The following is a 17,841-nucleotide window of genomic DNA, read 5'->3' as shown; positions in this document are numbered from 1 at the left end:
CGCCGTGCCCTCCGGTCCGCCCGCCGAACCGCAGTACCTGCCGCCGTCCGTCCAGGGCGCGGTGAAGATCCTGGTCACCGGACCGTTCGGGGTCGGCAAGACCACCCTGGTCGGCTCGCTCAGCGAGATCACCCCGCTGCGCACCGAGGAGACCATGACGGCCGCCAGCGCCGGCGTGGACGACCTCACCGGGCGCGGCGGCAAGACCACCACCACGGTGGCGCTGGACTTCGGCCGGATCACGCTCAACCGGCGGCTCGCGCTGTACCTGTTCGGCACGCCCGGCCAGCAGCGGTTCTGGCCGCTCTGGGACGACCTGTCGCGCGGCGCGCTCGGCGCGATCGCCATGGTCGACCTGCGCCGCCCGGACGAGAGCTTCGACGTGCTCGGCCGGCTGGAGGAGCAGCAGATCCCGTTCGCCGTCGCGGTCAACACCTTCCCGGACGCGCCGAGTTACCCGGAGGAGGAACTGCGCGCGGCGCTGGACCTGCTGCCCGGGGCGCCGATCCTCCACTGCGACGCCCGGGACCGGCGGGCGGCGTACGACCTGCTGATCGACTTCGTCGACCACCTGCACCGCACCGCCGTCCTGGAGCTGCAGCGATGACCGTTCCCGAGCCCGCCGGCACGGCCGCCGTCCCGCCGCCGGGATGCCCCGCCCACGCGGGCGGCCCGGCCGACGCCGCGACCCACCGCGGGACCCTGCCCGGCGGGCTGCCCGTCGGGGTGCCGCTCACCCCGCTGTACGGCGCCGCCGTCGCCGACGACCCGCACGGCCTGTACGCCCGGCTGCGCGCCCAGTACGGCCCGGTGGCGCCGATCGAGCTGGAGCCCGGCGTCGAGGCCTGGCTCGTCCTCGGCTACCCCGAGCTGCTCGAACTCACCCGCAACGAGGCGCTGTTCTCCAAGGACTCGCGCCGCTGGCGGGTGCCCGCCGAGGGCCGGCTGGCGCCGGACTCGCGGCTCCAGCCGATGACCTCCTGGCGCCCGACCCTGCTCAACCTGGACGGCGCCGAGCACCAGCGGCTGCGCGCCGCCGTCGCCGACACGCTCGCCCGGATCGACCACCGGCAGCTGCGCGGGACCACCGAGACGGCCGCCAACGCGCTGATCGACAGCTGGGGCCCGGACGGCACCGCCGACCTGGTCACCCGGTACGCGCGCCGGCTGCCGCTGCTGGTCTTCACCCAGTTGCTCGGCCTGCCCTCCGACGCCGGTCCGCACCTCATCCGGCTGATCAACCACATCGCCGACAGCGGCGCCGAATCGGTGCGCGCCAACCAGGAGTTCCAGGCGGTCCTGGTGGACCTGGTGCAGCGCCGCCGGGCCACGCCCAGTGCCGACCTCACCTCCTGGCTGCTGGCCCACCCGGCCGCGCTGACCGACGAGGAGGCGGTGCACCACCTGGTGGTGATGATGGTCGCCGGGAACGAGACCACCATCTGCTGGACCGGCAACACGCTGCGGCTGCTGCTCACCGACCGCCGCTTCCGGGCCACCCTCACCGGCGGCCGGCTGACCGTCGCCGACGCGCTGGAGGAGGTGCTCTGGCGCGACCCGCCGACGCAGAACTTCCCCGGCCGCTGGGCCACCGACGACACCGTGCTCGGCGGCCAGTACATCAGCCGGGGCGACATGCTCGTGCTCGGCCTGGCCGCGGCCAACGCCGACCCGGCCGCCCAGGGCCCCGGCGCGCTCGGGCACGGCGCGATCGGCGGCAACCGGGCGCACCTGGCGTGGGGCGCGGGCAAGCACGTCTGCCCGGCCCAGCACCCGGCCCGGATCATCGTCGAGACCGCCGTCGAGACCCTGCTGCACCGGCTGCCGGACCTCCAACTGGCCGTCCCCGCCCATGAGCTGGCCTGGCGACCGTCCCCCTGGTCGCGGGCCCTGGTCAGTCTTCCGGTGCTCTACAGCGCCTTCACCCCGCCCCGCCCGCCAGCCCCCGAGAGGCCCTCCGCATGGACACCGCCGCAGATACCGTTCCCGGCCCCGGAAGACCAGGACCCGGCCGTCGGCCCGGCCCCGGTGGAGGAGACGGCGGCGTCCGGCCCGAACCCGTCCGGCCCGAACCCGTCCGGCTCGACGCCCTCGGACGCGACCAGCACGGGGAGAACGCCCGACTCCGGGAAGCCGGCCCGGCGGTCCTGGTGGAGCTCCCTGGCGGGGTGGTGGTCTGGGCAGTAACCCACCACGACACCCTGCAGGAGCTGCTTGCCGACCCGCGGGTCGGCAAGAACCCGCAGCTGTGGACGGCCTTCCGGGAGGGGCTGCTGCCCGAGGGCTGGCCGCTGATCACCTTCGTCACCGTCCCCGGCATGATCACCGCCGACGGTGCGGACCACCGGCGGCTGCGCGGCCTGGTCACCCAGGCGTTCACGCCGCGCCGGGTCGCCGCCCTGCAGCCCGCCGTCGAGGCCCGGGCCGTCGCGCTGCTCGACCGGATCGCCGGGCTGGAGGGCGCGTCGGAGGGCTTCGACCTGCGCGAGCACTTCGCCTATCCGCTGCCGATGCAGGTGATAGGCGAGCTGCTCGGCCTGCCGCCCAAGCAGCAGGACGAGCTGCACGAGCTCTCCGACACCCTGGTCTCCAGCTCCGCGACGCCCGAGGCCGCCGTCGCCGCGCAGCAGTCGCTGTTCGCGCTGCTCGGCTCGGTGGTCGCCGCCAAGCGGGCCGAGCCCGGCGACGACCTCACCACCGACCTCATCGCCGCCCGCGAGGACGAGGACCGGCTCAGCGAGACCGAGCTGGTCGGCACCCTGCTGCTGATGCTGGTGGCCGGCCACGAGACCACGCTCAACCTCATCACCAACGCCGTCCGCGCCCTGCTCGCCCACCCCGGGCAGCTGCGGCTGGTGCTGGAGGGCACGGTGCCGTGGTCGGCGGTCGTCGAGGAGACGATGCGCTACGACTCGCCGGTCGGCCAGTTCCCGCTCCGCTACGCGAGCGAGGACATCCCGGTCGGCGACGCGGTGATCCGGCGGGGCGAGGCGCTGCTCGCCTCGTACGCGGCCGCCGGGCGGGACGGCGCCCACTACCCGGACGCGGACCGCTTCGACGTCACCCGGCAGCCCAACCGGCACCTGTCCTTCGGGCACGGCCCGCACTTCTGCCTCGGCTCCGGGCTCGCCCGGCTGGAGGCGGAGACGGCGCTGCGGCTGCTGTTCGAGCGCTACCCCGCGCTGGCGCTCGCCGACGGGCCGGTGCCGGAGCCGATCGGGTCGTTCGTCAGCAACAGCGTGCGGACGCTGCGGGTGACCGTCCGAACCCTGCGGTGACCGAGGGCGGCCCGGGTCGTTGGGGGGTTCATGAAGAAACTCGCCACCCTGGCCGCCCTCACCGTGGCCGGTCTCGCCGCCGCCGCTCCCGCCGCGTCCGCCGCCACCTCCACCGCGTCCTCCCCGGACGCGCTCGGCGGCCTGTCCAACGGGCTCACCCTCTCCCCCGCCGACCTCGTCATCCACCACGCGAAGGACCTGCCGCTGGTCGGCAAGGCCGCCACCGAGATCGAGGCCATCGGCACCGGCCAGATGACCCACCCCGGCCTCAGCGGCCAGATCGGGCAGGGCCTGTGACCGGCGTGCGGCGGACCGCCGCGCCCGGGCCGGGCGCGCCGGCGCCGGCCGCCGCGCCAGCGGGAACCTGCCCGACCACGCCGTGGGCACGGTGAGCCCGCTCACCCGGTGACGTACAGCCCCTGCAGCTCCCCGTAGTCCAGCCCGCCGTCGAGCGCGGTGTACGTCCCGGCCGCGTACACCTCCTCGGCGGCGCGGCGCACCGCCGCGTACGCCGCCTTCGCCAGGCCCGGCCCCAGACTCACCCGGGCCACGCCCAGCGCCGCCAGTTCCGGCACGGCCGGCGAACCCGGCCCGGCCAGCACGTTCAGCGGCGCCGGGACGGCCTCGACCAGCGCGGCGATCACCGCCGGGTCGGCCACCCCCGGTACGAACACGCCGTCCGCGCCCGCCTCGACGTAGGCCCGCAGGCGGGCGACCGCCTCGTCCAACCGCCCCTGCGGCGCGCCGAGTCGCCGCAGGAAGACATCGGTGCGGCCGTTGACGAACAGCGGCACACCGGCCGCGTCCGCCGCCGCCCGGGCCGCCGCGATCCGCTCGGCCGCCTCGGCGGCGGGCCGGGCGCCGTCCTCCAGGTTGACGCCCACCGCGCCGGTGGCCAGCAGCGCGGCGACCGTCCCGCCGACGCCGGCGGGGGTGTCGGCGAACCCGCTCTCCAGGTCGGCGGTGACCGGCAGCGGCCCGGCCGCCCGGACCACCAGCGCGGTCTGCGCCAGCACCGCGTCCCGGTCGGCGGCGTCGCCGTCGGCGCTGCCGAGCGCCCAGCTGACGCTCGCGCTCGCCGTGGCGAGGGCCGGCGCCCCGGCGGCCGCGACCAGCCGGGCGCCCACCGCGTCCCAGACGTTGGCGAGCACCAGCGGCGCGCCGGGGCGGTGGAGTTCGTGCAGACGACGGGCCCTGTCCCGCTGTTCGGTGCTCATCGCGGCGGCCCCTACTTCGCGGCCGGGCTGAGCCGGGAAGCCACGCCGATCCGGTTCCAGGCGTTGATGGTGGTGATCAGCGCGATCAGCTGCGCCAGCTCGGCCTGCTCGAAGTGGGCGGCGGCCTCGTCGTACACGGCGTCCGGCACGTGCCCCTGGGTCAGCAGCGTGATCGACTCGGTCAGCGCGAGCGCGGCGCGCTCCTTGGCGGTGAACCACGGGGTCTCGCGCCAGGCGGGGAGGGAGAGCAGACGGTGCTGCTGCTCGCCGTCCTTGAGCGCGTCGGTGGAGTGCATGTCGATGCAGAACGCACAGCCGTTGATCATCGAGGCGTGCACCTTGACCAGCTCCGCGAGCACCGGGTCCACCCCCTGCCGTGCGGTGCGCTCCATGGCGAACATCGCCTTGTAGAACTCGGGCGCCAGCTCGGGCAGGGAGATCCGCTGCGCCGGGGCGGACACGGTGGCTTCGGCGCTGTCGTTCGTCGTCGTCATGGCCACCAGCCTAGGAAACCGGCGGCCCACTGTCCCGGTACGTTCGGCCATCGGAATCGTGGGCCACTTCGGGTGCGGCGGCCGAGGGGCCGGGCGGAGAGTGTGGCACGACCGGACGGTCGGGCGGAAGGCCTCGGGCCACTCCCGGTCCACGAACGTTCGTGCGAGGATCGCGGGGAGGGTGGTACCGACGAGGTCAGGGGGACCGGACGTGTGTACGGCGTTCGTGAGCATCGAGCCGGCGGCGGCGGTGCCGGTGCTGCTGCTGTCGGTGCGGGACGAGTACGCCGGACGCCGGTGGGCGCCGCCCGGGCACCACTGGCCCGCCCAGGCCTCGGCCGTCGGCGGGCTGGACCTGGTCGCGGGCGGGACGTGGCTCGCGGTGGAGCCTGGCGGTGCGGATACGGGGCCGGTGGCCGCGTGTCTGCTGAACGGCTTCGGCACCCCGGCGGCGGAGGGCGCACGGCTCTCGCGCGGTGAGCTGCCGCTGTTCGCCGTCCGGGGCGGCCGGCTCGGCGACCTGGACCTCGACCGCTACGACCCGTTCCACCTGGTGGTCGTCCGGCCGTCCGGCGCGCGGGTGCTGAGCTGGGGCGGCAGCGGCGGCCGGCCCGCCGAACTGGAGCTGCCGACCGGCCTGAGCGTCGTCCTCAACGACGGGCCGCAGGGGTTGGCCGAGAGCCGCACCGCCTCCGAGCGGATCCGCACCCTGATGGCCGCCCGCGCCGCCCACTTCCGCGCCCGCTTCGCCACCGAGCCCCGGCCGCGGCCGCGCCCCGGCGCCGCGACGGCCGAGGAGGCGTGGGGCGGCTGGCTGCCGATCGTCACCGGCGACGGGCTGGCGCTCGACGACCCCGCCGCGCTGGTCCAGCGGCGCGAGTTCGGGGACGGCCGGATCTGGGGCTCGTCCTCGATCTCACTGCTGGCCCTCGGCCCCGGGAGCGTCCGCTACGACTTCGCCGCCGTCCCCGCGGAGCCGGGCGGCTGCGAGGGCTGGCGGCGGGTGGAGCTGTAGGGGGCGTTCACCGTCACCGGCATCCAGTAACCGTCGTTCACCCCTCGGCGCGGGCCTCGCGCCAGCGCTTCGCGACGGTGTCGCCGACGTAGTAGGAGAACTCCGTCGCCCGACCTTCCTCCACGCTGACCGCCTCGGTCCACCACATCGGCCAGAACGACCGGTCGTAGTGCGCCTTCAGGACCCGGCTGAAGCCCGACAGCGCACCGCGGAGGCGCTTGCGGTCGAGGTGGAGCCGGTCGACCGGGGTGCTGTAAGCCACCTTGGCGCCGGGCTGCTCGGCGAGGATGTCGGTGGGGTCTGGCTAATTGGTTTGCCGACGGACGATCCGTCAGATAGGAAGGACGGCATGCTTCGAGGCGACACCATCGGGCTGCGGGCCCGGCACGAGGAAGACATCCCGATCCTGCTGGCCGAGCTCTACGACGACGTGGTCAACTCCGCGCGGGCCGAGGGCCGGCCGTGGCGGCCGATCACGCCCGGCTCCAACGACCCCCGGCTCGTGGTGGACGACACCAACCAGGTGAACGTCCCCTTCTCCGTGGTGGAGTTGGAGGGCGGGGCGCTGGTCGGCGCGGCGACCCTGTGGGGCATCGACACCCACAACCGGACCGCCCACATCGGGCTGGGACTGCTGCCGTCCACCCGCGGCAAGGGCTACGGGACCGACGTGGTCGCGGCGCTGTGCCACTACGGCTTCGTGGTGCGCGGCCTGCAGCGGCTCCAGATCGAGACCCTGGCCGACAACACCGCGATGCTGCGCGCCGCCGAGCGCAACGGCTTCGTCCGCGAGGGCGTGCTGCGCTCCTCGGCCTGGGTGCTGGGCGAGTTCCTGGACCAGGTGCTGCTCGGGCTCCTCGCCGAGGAGTGGAAGGCGGAGCGGAAGGCCTGAGGGGCCACGGACGAGGCCCACGTCGTCGCGGGCGACGGTGCGTTCGGTCATGCGCCGGTCTCCGGGAACGGCAGGCGGCCCCGGGAGGTTGCGCAGTCCTCCCGGGGCCGCCATTGCGTACCGGCTACTTCCGCCAGAACAGGTGGTGCGTCACGCCGCTCGCGCTGGGGACGACGTCCAGGTGGAAGCGGTCGCGCAGTTCGTCCGGGGACTCCCACAGCTTCAGCCCCGAACCGAGCTTCACCGGGGAGACCGCCACGTGCATCGTGTCCACCAGATCGGCGTCCAGGAACTCCCGGATGGTGGTCACCCCGCCGCCCAGGCGGACGTCCTGGCCCTGGGCCGCCTCCCGGGCCAGCCGGAGGGCGGTGGCCGGGTCGGCGTCGACGAAGTGGAACGTGGTGTCGGAGAGGGTGATGGAAGGGCGCTCGTGGTGGGTCAGCACGAACACCGGGGTGCGGAACGGGGGCCGCTCCCCCCACCAGCCCTGCCACTCGTGGTCCTGCCAGGGGCCGCGCTGGGGGCCGAACTTGTTGCGGCCCATGATCTCGGCGCCGATGTTGCGGGCGTAGTCCCGGGTCAGGTAGTCGTCGAGGCCCCGGCTGCCCCCGGGGTCGGTGCGCATCGGCCAGCTCGCCGTCGCCCCGGCCCAGGAGAACAGCCGCTCGGGACCGTCGAGGCCGAACGGCCGCTCCAGACTCTGGTCCTCGCCGGCGGCGATGCCGTCACTGGAGACGTTGAAGTTCTGGATCCTCAGGAGTTGGGTCATGTGCTTCCTCCGGTGTTGTCGTCGGGAACGCCGGCCTCCAGGCGGCGGGCCCGTTCGGTCAGGTGGCGGCGTTCCGGGGCGCTGGTGGCCCGGCGGGCGGCCTCGCGGTGGACCTCGGCGGCCGCCGGGTCGCCGAGGAGTTCCAGCAGGTGGGCCCGGGTGGCGAAGAGGCGGTGGTGGCGGGCGAACCTCTTGTCCGCCTCCAGCGGTGCCAGGGCGGCGAGGCCGGCCGCCGGGCCCTCGACCATCGCCAGCGCCACCGCGCGGTTGAGGGCGATGAAGGGGTTCTCGCCGTACCGGGCCAGCAGGTCGTAGAGGGCGAGGATCTGCGGCCAGTCCGTCGACTCGGCGTCCGGCGCCTCGTCGTGGATCGCCGCGATCGCCGCCTGGAGCTGGTACGGCCCCGGCCGGCCGTGCGGCAGGGTCCGGATGATCAGGGCCACGCCCTCCTCGATCAGCGAGGGGTCCCACAGCGAGCGGTCCTGCTCCGTCAGCGTCACCAGCTCCCCGCCCGGCCCCGTGCGCGCCGGACGGCGGGCGTCGGTGAGCAGCATGAGCGCGAGCAGCCCGGCCGTCTCGGCGTCGTCCGGGACCAACCGGAGCAGCAGCCGGGTCAGCCGGATCGCCTCGGTGGAGAGTTCGGGTGCGGTGAGGTCGTCGCCGGTGCTCGCCGTGTAGCCCTCGTTGAAGATCAGGTAGAGGACCTGGCGGACCTCGGCGAGGCGCTCGGACAGCTCTCCGGTAGGCAGGCCGGACGCCCGCACGGCCTGCTTGGCGCGGCTGATCCGCTGCGCCATCGTCGCCTCCGGCACCAGGAACGCCGCCGCGATCTGCGCCGTGCTGAGGCCGCCGACGGACCGCAGGGTGAGGGCGATCCGGCTGGGCGCGGACAGCTCCGGGTGGCAGCAGAGGAACAGCAGGTGCAGGGAGTCGTCCCGGCCGCAGGCGGACGCCGCGTCCGGCGCGGGGCTGAGCAGCGCGGACTGCGGCGTGGCGAGGGCGAGCGCGTCCTCGCGGCGGCGGCGGGCCGCCTCGCTGCGCACGGCGTCGGCCAGCCGCCGCCCGGCGACCGTCACCAGCCAGCCCCGCGGGTTCTCCGGCACCCCCTCGGCCGGCCACTGGGTGGCGGCCGCCAGCAGCGCCTCCTGCACGGCGTCCTCACAGGCGTCGAACTGCCCGCGCCCGTAGCGGCGGACCAGTGTCCCGAGGGCCTGCGGCGCGAGGTCGCGCAGCAGGCCCTCGAAACCGCCCGGATCCGGCAGCCGGCCGACGCTCACACGTCTGCCGCGTTCGCCGGGGACTCGTGCAGGATCGGCCACAGCTCCACCGGCTCGACGTCCGCGAACGGCATGTCGGCGGCGATCTGCTGGGCGCGCTCCAGGCTCTCGCAGTCCAGCAGGTAGAAGCTGGCGATGTACTCCTTGGTCTCCAGGTACGGGCCGTCGGTGACGACCGGCAGGCCCTCGGCGCGGCGGACCAGCTGGGCGGCGGCCGCGTCGGCGAGGCCGTAGGCGCCGATGAGTTCGCCGGTCTCGCGGTACCTGTTGTTGAACGCCTCCTGCTTGGCGATCGCCGTCGGCCACTCCTCGGGCGGGAACGCGTCCCACTTGGCCTGGTTGCCGTAGATCGTGACGAGGTACTTCATCTTGGGTGTCCTCCCGTCCCGCACGCCCCGTGCGGCGCGCTCTCACCTTCGGTCGGAGCCGCCCAGCCGGGTTTCGACATCCGCCGGAAAGATTTTTTCGACATCCTTCCGCACCTCGGTGCCGGGGAGGTGCCGGGGAGGTGCGGGGGCGGGCGGGGGCGGGTGGAGGGGCGTGTCCGGGGTTCCGTACGGGGCCGGAAATTTGGCATGGTCGACGGACAGCGTGCGAGCGGGGGGAGCCATGACCCGGACGACCGTGCCGCCACCGACCGTCCGCCGGATCGCGGGCTTCGCCGCGCCCGTCGTGCTGAGCGAGGCCGTCGCCCTCGGCGCGCAGTTCGCCGTGGTGGCGATGCTGGGCGCGGCCGGCGGGCACGCGCTCTACCTGCGGTCCCTCTACACGCCCGTCGGCTTCCTGCTGGTGGCCCTGAACTCCGGTCTCTCGATCGCACTCCAGGTGGTGGCCGCGCGCGCCGCCGGGAGCGGGCGGCGCGGCGAGCTGCCCGGCCACCTCGCCGCCGCGGCCCGGATCGGCGTCCGCTGCCACCTGGTGTGCGGCGCCGTCGTCCTGGCCGGCGCCGGGCCGCTGGGGGCGCTGCTCGACGTGCCCGCCGCCGACCGGACGCCGTTCCTCGCCTTCCTGGCCGCGATGGTGGCGGTGAACGCGGTCGGCACGCTGGGCGAGCTGTGCGCGGCCGTGCTGCGCGGCTCCGGCGCGACCGGGCGGGGGATGCTGCTGACGCTCGGCTCGGCGGGCCTGCTGCTGGCCGGGGTCGGCGGTCTCGGGCTCGGGGCGGGCTGGGGGCTGACCGCGCTGCCGGTCTCCGCCCTGGTGGCCGGGGTGGTGGAGGTGCTGCTCGGCGCGGCGCTGCTGCGGCGGGCGGGGCTGTCGGGCCGCCGGCGGGCCGACGGGGGCGGGGCGAGATGCGGGCGGCGGTGGTGTCCGTCGGGGTGCCGGTCGGTGCCTCGTTCCTGCTGCTCTGCGCCGTCAACCTGGCCCTGCTGCGCGTGGTGACCCCGTTCGGCCCGGGTGCGGTGGCCGGGTTCGCGCTCGGCTCGGCGCTGCAGAGCGCGGTGGTCGTCCCGGCCGTGGGGTTCGGCTCCGCCGTCGCGATCCTGGTGAACCAGGCGGGCGCCGCCGGTGACCGGGGCGCCGCCCGGCGCGCCGTGCGCACCGGGGGCCTGCTGACGGCCGGCTGCTACCTCGCCGTGACGGCGGTGCTGTGGACGGCGGGCGCGCCGCTGGCCGCGCGGCTCTCCGACGATCCGGCCACCGCCGGGCAGGCCGTGCGCTTCCTCCAGCTGGCCGGGCCGTCGTTCGGCTGCACGGCGCTGGCGCTGACCGCGCTGACCCTGCTGGAGCAGACCGGGCACGGCGTCGTCGCGTTCGTGCTGAACGTCGTGTACTTCGGCGCCGTGATCGCCGTGGGCGGGCGGCTGAGCGCGGCCCGGCACTCCACCGACCCGCTGTACCTGACCATGACGGCCGGGGCCTGCCTGGGCGTCGCGGTCTGCTGGACGGTGCTGTGGTGGCTGCTCCACCGGACGCCGGGCGCCGCCCGGGGTGAGGCCCCCGGGCGGCGGCCGACGGCGCGGGCGGCCGGCGGGCGGGCCTCAGGCCGCCGACAGGCCGAGGCGCTCCAGGCGCTCCGGGTCGGTGAAGATGTTCAGCTCGACGACCCTGCCGCCGCGCACGGTGAACGCCGCGAGCGAGACCGGGCGGCCGTCGAGGAACGTGGCCACGGCCGGCTCGCCGTTGACCAGCACCGGGCGGGACTCCCCGGCGAACCGCGCGCCGAAGGCGCTCGCGCCGGTCGCCACCTCGTTCGCGCCGCGCCGGAAGGTGGCCGGCCGCAGGGCGCCGCCGTCGGAGCGGGCCACCACGTCCGGGTCGAGGACGGTGAGCAGCGCGTCGAAGTCCCCGCCGCGGGCGGCGGCCAGGAAGGCCTCCACCACCTCGCGGCGCAGCGCCAGGTCGGCGTCCGGCGCGGGCGCGGCGCCCTGGACGCGGCGGCGGGCCCGGCTGGCGAGCTGGCGGGTGGAGGCGGAGGTGCGGCCGAGGATCGGGGCGATCTCGTCGAACGGCACCGAGAACAGGTCGTGCAGCACGAACGCCAGCCGCTCCGCCGGGGCCAGCGTCTCCAGCACGATCATCAGCGCGATGCCGACCGAGTCGGCCGTCAGGATCTCCTGTTCCGGGTCGATCGCCCGGGCTCCGCCGATGATCGGATCGGGCAGCCGCACCTCCCGGCCGTCCTGGTCCTGCAGGGGGTCCTCACGCCGGGCGCCGCGCGAGCGCAGCAGGTCCAGGCAGACCCGGCCGACCACGGTGGTCAGCCAGCCGCCGAGGTTGGCGACCTCGGCGACGTCCGACCGGCTCAGCTTGAACCACGTCTCCTGGACGGCGTCCTCGGCCTCGCTGAGCGAGCCGAGCATCCGGTAGGCGACCGCCCGGAGATGGGGCCGGTGCTCCTCGAAGCGCTCGGCCAGGAGGTCTTCCCCGTTCATCTGTCACACCCTCGCGTCGGGATCCGTCAGTTCATTGACGGACGTTAACCGGTCCGCGTGACGTGAACGCGGGCAGTTTGCTCCGGAGGATCATCCGATGACTGCTCAGAACACCGTCCGCACCGCCCGGATGAAGAACCCGGCGGTGGTCCTGCCGGAGGCGATGGGCCGACGAGGGCCTGCGGGCCGCGGCCTCAGGGGCGGCGGGAGCCGCGGGCGGACGGGGCCGGGCCGCCGGAGGGGCGCGGGCGGGGCGGGCGGGGCGGCCGGGCGGCGCCCAGGGCGGCCTGCCGGCGCTGGATCTCCCGCCAGATCCGCGGCGGGCACGGGCCCTGCGGGTGGTCGGAGAGGAAGCTCCCGTACGGCACCCGGCGCGGCGCCATCCCGATCTCGACCCAGGACGGCCTGCCGGTGCGGTCCCAGCCCTCGTTCTCCATCCGGATGTAGTCGGCGCGGTGGTCCTTGTCCTTGCTGGTGATCTGCAGGACCTCCACGTACCCGGCCCGGGCGGCCACGACCACGCAGTAGTGCCGCGCCGCCTCCGCGCGGTCCCGGAACGGGACCATCGCCACCCACACCTCCCCCGCCGCCGGGCGGCCGACGGTGGCGGTGCGCGCGGAGGCGCGGTCCGAACCCGGGGCCGGCGCCGTCCGGCGGGGCCGGGGACGCTCCACCGGCTCGCCCGCCCAGGAACGGACGCCCAGGCGCCACACCCAGGCGAACACGCCCACCAGCAGGCACTGCAGGGCGTAGCCGTTCGCCGCCGCCGGGTCCTGGCCGGCGCCGAAGACCTTCGGGACGAGGTACTCGCCGACCAGGTGGGCCACCAGCGAGCAGGCCGCGGTCAGCACGGCCGCCCGGACCGGCACCACCCACCGGGCGACCGCCCGCCGGCCCCCGCCCGCCCGGCCGTCCACCAGCAGGGCGACCGCGTACGCGATGCCCACCAGGATCGCCAGCTGTCCGGGCGTGGCGTGCTGCGGCGGGGTCTGCGCCCGCATGAGGGCGGGAACCAGGACCGGCGCGGCGAGCGGACCGCCCAGCGGCGCGAAGAGGAACGGCAGGAGGAAGGCGGTCGGACAGCCGCCGCGGCCGGGCCGCCGTCTTCGCTGCGGAACGGCTGAACTCCCGTACTGGTACGCCATGTTCGCCACCCCCAGCGCGATCGTGCGTCCGGCGCAATGTATCGGACGTCCGGGGCCCGCGGGGGTTGCGGCGATAATCCCGCCATGAGCCGCCCGCGAACCACCCCCGGCGCCGAGCCGAGCGCTCCCCGGAGCGCCCCGCGCGCCGCCCGCGCCGCCGCCCCCTGGACCGCGTTCGGCGGCGATCTGCACCTCGACCTCGGCGAACGGCGCGCCGCCGGGGCCGGACTGCGCGCCGCCCTGGAGGACGCGCTGCGCGAGGCCGTCCAGGACGGACGGCTCGCGCCCGGCACCCGGCTGCCGTCCTCCCGGGCGCTCGGCGAGGACCTCGGGATCGCCCGGAACACGGTCGTCGAGGCGTACGGGCAGTTGACCGCCGAGGGCTGGCTCAGCTCCCGGCAGGGCTCCGGGACGACGGTCGCCGAACGCGCCGCGCCCCGGCCCGCCGGACCGGCCGTCGGGCTGCGGGCGGGCCACCGCCCCACCGGGCGGCACGACCTGCTCGCCGGGCGCCCGGACCTCTCGCTGTTCCCGCGCACCGCCTGGCTGGCCAGTGCCCGCCGGGCGCTGGCCGTGGCCCCGCACGAGGCCTTCGACTACGGCTCGCCGCTGGGGCGGATCGAGCTGCGGCGGGCGCTCGCCGACTACCTGGCCCGGGTGCGGGGCGTGCGCACCGACCCGGACCGGCTGCTGATCTGCGCCGGCTTCGGCCAGGGCCTGGCCCTGCTGGCCGCCGCACTGCGCGAGCGCGGGGCGGAGCGGGTGGCCGTCGAGACGTACGGGCTGCCGCCGCAGCGGGACACCCTGCGGGCGGCCGGGCTCGGCCTCGCACCACTGCCGCTGGACTGCGCCGGGGCGCGGACGGACCTGCTGGCCGGGCTGACGGGGGGACGGGTGGGGGCGGTGCTGCTCACCCCGGCGCACCAGTTCCCGACCGGCGCGGCGCTGGCCGCCGACCGGCGGGCGGCCGCCGTCCGCTGGGCCCGCGAGCACGACGGGTACGTGATCGAGGACGACTACGACGGCGAGTTCCGCTACGACCGGCAGCCGCTGGGCGCGATGCAGGCGCTCGCCCCGGACCGGGTGGTGTACGGCGGCACCGCCGCCAAGAGCCTGGCGCCCGGTCTGCGGCTGGCCTGGCTGGCGCTGCCCGACGAGCTGGTCGAACCGGTCGCCCGGCTCAAGGAGTCGGCGGACACCATGGGCCCGGTGATCGACCAGCTCACCTTCGCCGAACTGATCACCTCGGGCCGGTACGACCGGCACGTCCGGCGCTGCCGGCTGCACTACCGGCGCCGCCGGGACCAACTGGTCGCGGCGCTCGCCGAACGGGCCCCGCACGTGCGGGTCACCGGGATCGCCGCCGGGCTGCACGCCGTCCTGGAACTGCCGCCCGGCTCCCTCCCGGAGCCCGAGCTGATGGACCGCGCCCGCGCCGCCGGCCTGGTCCTCACCGGCCTCGGCTGGTACCTGACGGAGCGGGCCCTCGTCCCGGACGCCCCGCCGGCCCTGGTCGTCGGCTACGCCACCCCGCCGGACCGCGCCTTCCCCGCCGCCCTCTCGGCCCTGTGCGAGGTGCTGCGCACGGCCTGAGGACCGGCTCCGGGGCGGGCCCGGAACGGGAAGGGGCGGGCGAGGTGGGTCGGCGGGCGGGCGGGAGTGGCGCGGCGCCTGGGGTGAGGGTGCCGAGGCTTACGGCTCCGGAACCGGTTGGGCCGACCAAGGACCCGGGGATCGGGCGGGCCCGGAACGGGAAAGGGTGGGCGACGATGCCCAGGCTTACGGCTCCGGGACCGGTTGGGGCCGACCAGGGACCGGGCGAGGTGGGCGGGCGGAAGGGGCGGCTGACGAGGTCTCGGGGCCACCGCCGCTGTGCGCGCCCGGGCGGCCGGGGCACTGGGGTCGACCGAGCACGCCCGGGCCCGCCGGGGCCGCCGGGGACCGGGCGGGCGGGGCCAGCGCGGTGCCTGGGGTGAGGGTGCCCGGGTTGCCAGGGCCGGAACGGGCCGGGGCCGCCGGGGGTGGTCCTCGGCGGCCGGGGCGGGGGGGGTTACTTGTTGCGGCTGCCCAGTTCGAACAGGAGCATGATGAAGCCGGCGAAGATGTGGATGCCGGCGGTGTAGATCACCAGGCGGTGGTAGACGCGGCGGTTGGCCCACTTGCCCGCGTCCATGGTCTTCGGGGCATCGGCGGCCCTGGTGTCCGGAGCGGGCACGGCGTTCGGGGCGGGGGTGGCGGCGGTCTCGGCCATCGGGGATCTCCTCCGGGTTTCCTGACGTCGGGTCAGTGGTGCGGGGCGGCGGGGCCGCCACCGAGGCAGAGTTCGCCGCCGGGGCTCTGCAGCAGGGTGTGCATGAAGAGCAGTTCGACCCCGGACGAGGAGTCGGCGGCGATGCAGTGCGGGGTGAGCGAGTCGAAGTGGGCGGAGTCGCCCTCCTCCAGCAGGTGGACGCGTTCGCCGAGGGTCAGCTTCAGCCGGCCCTGGAGGACGTAGAGCCACTCCTCGCCGGGGTGGACGCGGACCACGGCGTCCTGCACGCCCGGGGGGACGTGCACGCGCAGCGCCTGCATCGCCCGGCCGGGGGCGCCGGCCCGCCGGTAGCCCCAGCCGCCGGCGCGGCCCGGTTCGATCGCGCCGCCGCGCACCACCGGGTCCGGCTCGGTGAAGGTCTCGCCGAGCAGGCCGGAGACGGAGGTGCCGTAGGCGCGGGCGAGGCCGAGCAGGACGGGCAGTGAGGGCTGCCGGCGTCCGGTCTCCAGTCGGGACAAGTAGGCTGGGGACAGACCGACCCGGGCGGCGGCGACCTCCAGGGTGAGGCGGCTGCCGAGCCGGTGGTCGCGCAGCCTGGCGGCGAGGCCGGCCACCTCCTGCGTCTCGTGGTCGCCGCCGGGAGCGACGGGGACGGCGGGGACGAGGGGCTCCTCGGGCGGACCGGCTGGGCTGGTGGTCATGTGTCCAGTGGACACCTCGCCTGCCGCATGGGCAATATTTTTGCCCCACAGGCAAGAGCGCGTGTCGACCCGCTACGGGCGGGGAATGTTCCTGAGGTTGGACCGGGCCAGGTCGATCATCCGCCCGACGCCGCCGGAGAGCACCGTCCGGCCGGCGGCCAGCGCGAACCCCTTCAGCTGGGCGGCGGTGATGTGCGGCGGGATGGACAGCGCGTTCGGGTCGGTGACCACGTCCACCAGGGCCGGGCCGGGCCGTTCCAGCGCCTCCGCCAGTACCTCCCGCACCCGGGCCGGCTCGGTGACCCGCTTGGCCGGGATGCCCATCGCGCGGGCGATCCCGGCGTAGTCGACGTCGCCGTTGTCGATCTCCGACTCCGGGTAGCCGGAGACCAGCATCTCCAGCTTGATCATGCCGAGCGCGCCGTTGTTGAAGACCACCGTCTTCACCGGCAGCCGGTGCCGGACCACCGTCAGCAGCTCGCCGAGCAGCATCGACAGGCCGCCGTCGCCCGCCATCGCCACCACCTGCCGCCCGGGGAAGGCGAGTTGGGCGCCGATCGCGTGCGGCAGCGCGTTGGCCATCGAGCCGTGCAGGAAGGAGCCGATCACCCGGCGGCGCCCGTTGGGCTGCAGGTAGCGGGCGGCCCAGACGTTGTTCATGCCGGTGTCGACGGTGAACACCGCGTCGTCGGCGGCCACCTCGTCCAGCACCGAGGCCACGTACTCGGGGTGGATCGGCAGGTGCTTCTCGATGTCCCGGGTGTAGGCGCCGACCACGCCCTCCAGGGCGCGGTAGTGGCGGCGCAGCATGTCGTCGAGGAAGGAGCGGTCGGGCTTCTGCTCCAGCAGCGGCAGCACGGCGCGCAGGGTGGCGGAGACGTCGCCGTGCACCGCGAGGTCGAGGGCGGTGCGGCGGCCCAGCCGGGTGGCGTCGTGGTCGACCTGGACGGTGCGGGCCTGCGGCAGGAAGGAGTCGTACGGGAAGTCGGTGCCGAGCAGCACGACGAGGTCGGCGGAGTGCAGCGCCTCGTGGCAGGCGCCGTAGCCGAGCAGGCCGCTCATGCCCACGTCGTACGGGTTGTCGTACTGGATCCACTCCTTGCCGCGCAGGGAGTGCCCGACCGGCGCGTGCAGGGCGGCCGCGACCTCCATCACCTCGGCGTGCGCCGCGCGCACGCCCGCGCCGCAGAACAGGGCGACCCGGCGCGCGGCGTTGAGCGCCCGCGCGAGCTCCTGCACCTGGGACCAGGGCGGGGCGGCGACGGCCTGCTCGGTGAGGAAGTGGCTGGTGCCGGTCGGGTTGGCCGCGGAGAGGGCGGCGACGTCACCGGGGAAGGCCAGCACGGAGACGCCGCGGGCGCCGAGGGCGTGCTGGATCGCGACCCGCAGCAGGCGGGGCAGCTGGCCGGGGGTGGAGAGCATCTCGCACCAGCTGCTGCAGTCGGTGAACACCCGCTCGGGGTGGGTCTCCTGGAAGAAGCCGGTGCCGATCTGGCCGGAGGGGATGTGCGAGGCGAGGGCGAGGACGGGGACGCCGCTGCGCTGGGCGTCGTAGAGGCCCTGGATCAGGTGGGTGTTGCCGGGGCCGCAGGAGCCGGCGCAGACCGCGAGGCGGCCGGTCAGCTCGGCCTCGGCGGCGGCCGCGAAGGCGCCGGCCTCCTCGTTGCGCACGTGCACCCAGCCGATGCCCTCCGCCCGGCGGATCGCGTCCACCACGGGGTTGAGGCTGTCGCCGACCACGCCGTAGACCCGTTCCACCCCGGCCTGCCGGAGCACCGCGACCAGCTGCTCGGCCACGCTCACCATGGGGATCTCCTGACACCGGGGACGCGGGACACCAGCACCGTCCGTCGCCGGCGGGCCCCCCGCACCCGGGGTGGGCCGGACGGGTGAGGGGGCGCCTCCGCGCAGGGGGCGCCCCCGGTG

19 protein-coding genes and 1 pseudogene are annotated in these 17,841 nt (G+C 75.7%); 9 read left to right on the top strand and 11 right to left on the bottom strand.

The annotated features are described in order from the left end of the window. The first annotated feature begins 4 nt into the window (after positions 1-4). Genes ACFCLZ_RS20640 through ACFCLZ_RS20625 form a run of 4 tightly spaced genes read left to right on the top strand, consistent with a single transcriptional unit; the run spans position 5 to position 3,575 of the window. Positions 5-607, top strand: coding sequence for an ATP/GTP-binding protein (locus ACFCLZ_RS20640; RefSeq protein ID WP_380286225.1), 603 nt, complete (start codon positions 5-7; stop codon positions 605-607). Then, positions 604-2,187 carry a cytochrome P450 gene (locus tag ACFCLZ_RS20635; protein WP_380278070.1) on the top strand — a complete coding sequence of 528 codons (1,584 nt, stop codon included), beginning with the start codon at positions 604-606 and terminating at the stop codon, positions 2,185-2,187. Before ACFCLZ_RS20640 ends, ACFCLZ_RS20635 begins: the two co-directional genes overlap by 4 nt. Continuing rightward, positions 2,172-3,278 carry a cytochrome P450 gene (locus tag ACFCLZ_RS20630; RefSeq protein WP_380278068.1) on the top strand — a complete coding sequence of 369 codons (1,107 nt, stop codon included), beginning with the start codon at positions 2,172-2,174 and terminating at the stop codon, positions 3,276-3,278. Before ACFCLZ_RS20635 ends, ACFCLZ_RS20630 begins: the two co-directional genes overlap by 16 nt. Before the next feature lie 30 nt (positions 3,279-3,308). Continuing rightward, entirely contained in the window at positions 3,309-3,575 is a 267-nt protein-coding gene (locus ACFCLZ_RS20625; protein ID WP_380278066.1) for a hypothetical protein, read from the top strand. A gap of 101 nt (positions 3,576-3,676) precedes the next feature. Here ACFCLZ_RS20625 and ACFCLZ_RS20620 read toward each other — a convergent pair whose 3' ends face one another. Further along, entirely contained in the window at positions 3,677-4,495 is an 819-nt protein-coding gene (locus tag ACFCLZ_RS20620) for an isocitrate lyase/phosphoenolpyruvate mutase family protein (protein ID WP_380278064.1), read from the bottom strand. A gap of 11 nt (positions 4,496-4,506) precedes the next feature. Beyond that, positions 4,507-4,989, bottom strand: a complete 483-nt coding sequence (locus ACFCLZ_RS20615) for a carboxymuconolactone decarboxylase family protein (protein ID WP_380278063.1) — start codon at positions 4,987-4,989, stop codon at positions 4,507-4,509. A 226-nt stretch (positions 4,990-5,215) separates the two neighbouring features. Here ACFCLZ_RS20615 and ACFCLZ_RS20610 point away from each other — a divergent pair, with 226 nt between their 5' ends. Next, positions 5,216-6,004 (top strand): NRDE family protein, encoded by a 789-nt coding sequence (locus tag ACFCLZ_RS20610; protein WP_380278061.1) that lies wholly within the window; start codon positions 5,216-5,218, stop codon positions 6,002-6,004. A 37-nt stretch (positions 6,005-6,041) separates the two neighbouring features. Here ACFCLZ_RS20610 and ACFCLZ_RS20605 read toward each other — a convergent pair whose 3' ends face one another. Next, on the bottom strand, positions 6,042-6,266 hold the full coding sequence (locus tag ACFCLZ_RS20605; protein ID WP_380278059.1) for a hypothetical protein: 225 nt from the start codon (positions 6,264-6,266) through the stop codon (positions 6,042-6,044). 87 nt (positions 6,267-6,353) lie between these two features. Between ACFCLZ_RS20605 and ACFCLZ_RS20600 the strand changes: the two genes are divergently transcribed. After that, complete coding sequence (locus ACFCLZ_RS20600; RefSeq protein WP_380278057.1) at positions 6,354-6,896, top strand: GNAT family N-acetyltransferase; 543 nt, start codon at positions 6,354-6,356, stop codon at positions 6,894-6,896. A gap of 124 nt (positions 6,897-7,020) precedes the next feature. On the opposite strand, the gene ACFCLZ_RS20595 is transcribed toward ACFCLZ_RS20600, so the two are convergent. Genes ACFCLZ_RS20595 through ACFCLZ_RS20585 form a run of 3 tightly spaced genes read right to left on the bottom strand, consistent with a single transcriptional unit; the run spans position 7,021 to position 9,310 of the window. Then, positions 7,021-7,665 carry a dihydrofolate reductase family protein gene (locus tag ACFCLZ_RS20595; protein WP_380278055.1) on the bottom strand — a complete coding sequence of 215 codons (645 nt, stop codon included), beginning with the start codon at positions 7,663-7,665 and terminating at the stop codon, positions 7,021-7,023. Further along, positions 7,662-8,942: an RNA polymerase sigma factor gene (locus tag ACFCLZ_RS20590; RefSeq protein WP_380278053.1), complete on the bottom strand. Its 1,281-nt coding sequence runs from the start codon at positions 8,940-8,942 to the stop codon at positions 7,662-7,664. Before ACFCLZ_RS20590 ends, ACFCLZ_RS20595 begins: the two co-directional genes overlap by 4 nt. Further along, positions 8,939-9,310: a YciI family protein gene (locus ACFCLZ_RS20585; protein WP_380278051.1), complete on the bottom strand. Its 372-nt coding sequence runs from the start codon at positions 9,308-9,310 to the stop codon at positions 8,939-8,941. Before ACFCLZ_RS20585 ends, ACFCLZ_RS20590 begins: the two co-directional genes overlap by 4 nt. Positions 9,311-9,551: 241 nt before the next feature. On the opposite strand from ACFCLZ_RS20585, the gene ACFCLZ_RS20580 reads away from it, so the two are divergent. Continuing rightward, entirely contained in the window at positions 9,552-10,325 is a 774-nt protein-coding gene (locus tag ACFCLZ_RS20580) for an MATE family efflux transporter (protein WP_380278049.1), read from the top strand. Then, a pseudogene (locus ACFCLZ_RS20575) lies at positions 10,235-10,669 on the top strand (MATE family efflux transporter); the annotation flags it as partial. The gene ACFCLZ_RS20580 and the pseudogene ACFCLZ_RS20575, both read left to right, overlap by 91 nt. A 255-nt stretch (positions 10,670-10,924) precedes the next feature. Here ACFCLZ_RS20575 and ACFCLZ_RS20570 read toward each other — a convergent pair. Both ACFCLZ_RS20570 and ACFCLZ_RS20565 read right to left on the bottom strand, forming a co-directional pair. After that, a complete protein-coding gene (locus ACFCLZ_RS20570) occupies positions 10,925-11,818 on the bottom strand; it encodes a sigma-70 family RNA polymerase sigma factor (RefSeq protein WP_380278047.1) in 894 nt (297 codons plus the stop codon). A gap of 194 nt (positions 11,819-12,012) precedes the next feature. After that, a complete protein-coding gene (locus ACFCLZ_RS20565) occupies positions 12,013-12,963 on the bottom strand; it encodes a hypothetical protein (RefSeq protein ID WP_380278045.1) in 951 nt (316 codons plus the stop codon). An 84-nt stretch (positions 12,964-13,047) separates the two neighbouring features. Here ACFCLZ_RS20565 and ACFCLZ_RS20560 point away from each other — a divergent pair, with 84 nt between their 5' ends. Then, positions 13,048-14,556: a PLP-dependent aminotransferase family protein gene (locus tag ACFCLZ_RS20560; RefSeq protein WP_380278043.1), complete on the top strand. Its 1,509-nt coding sequence runs from the start codon at positions 13,048-13,050 to the stop codon at positions 14,554-14,556. Between the two features lie 457 nt (positions 14,557-15,013). Here the strand turns inward: ACFCLZ_RS20560 and ACFCLZ_RS20555 are convergent, their stop codons facing one another. From ACFCLZ_RS20555 to ACFCLZ_RS20545, 3 genes are all read right to left on the bottom strand, one after another. Continuing rightward, positions 15,014-15,214 carry a DUF6126 family protein gene (locus tag ACFCLZ_RS20555; protein ID WP_380278041.1) on the bottom strand — a complete coding sequence of 67 codons (201 nt, stop codon included), beginning with the start codon at positions 15,212-15,214 and terminating at the stop codon, positions 15,014-15,016. Between the two features lie 32 nt (positions 15,215-15,246). Continuing rightward, positions 15,247-15,915 (bottom strand): helix-turn-helix domain-containing protein, encoded by a 669-nt coding sequence (locus ACFCLZ_RS20550; protein ID WP_380278039.1) that lies wholly within the window; start codon positions 15,913-15,915, stop codon positions 15,247-15,249. A gap of 72 nt (positions 15,916-15,987) precedes the next feature. Next, a complete protein-coding gene (locus ACFCLZ_RS20545; protein ID WP_380278037.1) occupies positions 15,988-17,721 on the bottom strand; it encodes a pyruvate dehydrogenase in 1,734 nt (577 codons plus the stop codon). Positions 17,722-17,841: the final 120 nt, after the last annotated feature.

The sequence above is a fragment of the Kitasatospora purpeofusca genome (assembly GCF_042691725.1).
Classification (GTDB): Bacteria; Actinomycetota; Actinomycetes; order Streptomycetales; family Streptomycetaceae; genus Kitasatospora; species Kitasatospora purpeofusca_B.
The sequence above is the reverse complement of the archived record's forward strand: the minus strand, read 5'-3'. Positions and strand labels throughout refer to the sequence as shown.

Coding starts and splice junctions, on each gene's coding strand:
- ACFCLZ_RS20585 (WP_380278051.1), bottom strand. CDS start 9,310: ATGAAGTACCTCGTCACGATCTACGGCAACCAGGCCAAGTGGGACGCG.
- ACFCLZ_RS20580 (WP_380278049.1), top strand. CDS start 9,552: ATGACCCGGACGACCGTGCCGCCACCGACCGTCCGCCGGATCGCGGGC.
- ACFCLZ_RS20595 (WP_380278055.1), bottom strand. CDS start 7,665: ATGACCCAACTCCTGAGGATCCAGAACTTCAACGTCTCCAGTGACGGC.
- ACFCLZ_RS20615 (WP_380278063.1), bottom strand. CDS start 4,989: ATGACGACGACGAACGACAGCGCCGAAGCCACCGTGTCCGCCCCGGCG.
- ACFCLZ_RS20565 (WP_380278045.1), bottom strand. CDS start 12,963: ATGGCGTACCAGTACGGGAGTTCAGCCGTTCCGCAGCGAAGACGGCGG.
- ACFCLZ_RS20560 (WP_380278043.1), top strand. CDS start 13,048: ATGAGCCGCCCGCGAACCACCCCCGGCGCCGAGCCGAGCGCTCCCCGG.
- ACFCLZ_RS20545 (WP_380278037.1), bottom strand. CDS start 17,721: ATGGTGAGCGTGGCCGAGCAGCTGGTCGCGGTGCTCCGGCAGGCCGGG.
- ACFCLZ_RS20550 (WP_380278039.1), bottom strand. CDS start 15,915: ATGACCACCAGCCCAGCCGGTCCGCCCGAGGAGCCCCTCGTCCCCGCC.
- ACFCLZ_RS20600 (WP_380278057.1), top strand. CDS start 6,354: ATGCTTCGAGGCGACACCATCGGGCTGCGGGCCCGGCACGAGGAAGAC.
- ACFCLZ_RS20555 (WP_380278041.1), bottom strand. CDS start 15,214: ATGGCCGAGACCGCCGCCACCCCCGCCCCGAACGCCGTGCCCGCTCCG.
- ACFCLZ_RS20620 (WP_380278064.1), bottom strand. CDS start 4,495: ATGAGCACCGAACAGCGGGACAGGGCCCGTCGTCTGCACGAACTCCAC.
- ACFCLZ_RS20570 (WP_380278047.1), bottom strand. CDS start 11,818: ATGAACGGGGAAGACCTCCTGGCCGAGCGCTTCGAGGAGCACCGGCCC.
- ACFCLZ_RS20625 (WP_380278066.1), top strand. CDS start 3,309: ATGAAGAAACTCGCCACCCTGGCCGCCCTCACCGTGGCCGGTCTCGCC.
- ACFCLZ_RS20635 (WP_380278070.1), top strand. CDS start 604: ATGACCGTTCCCGAGCCCGCCGGCACGGCCGCCGTCCCGCCGCCGGGA.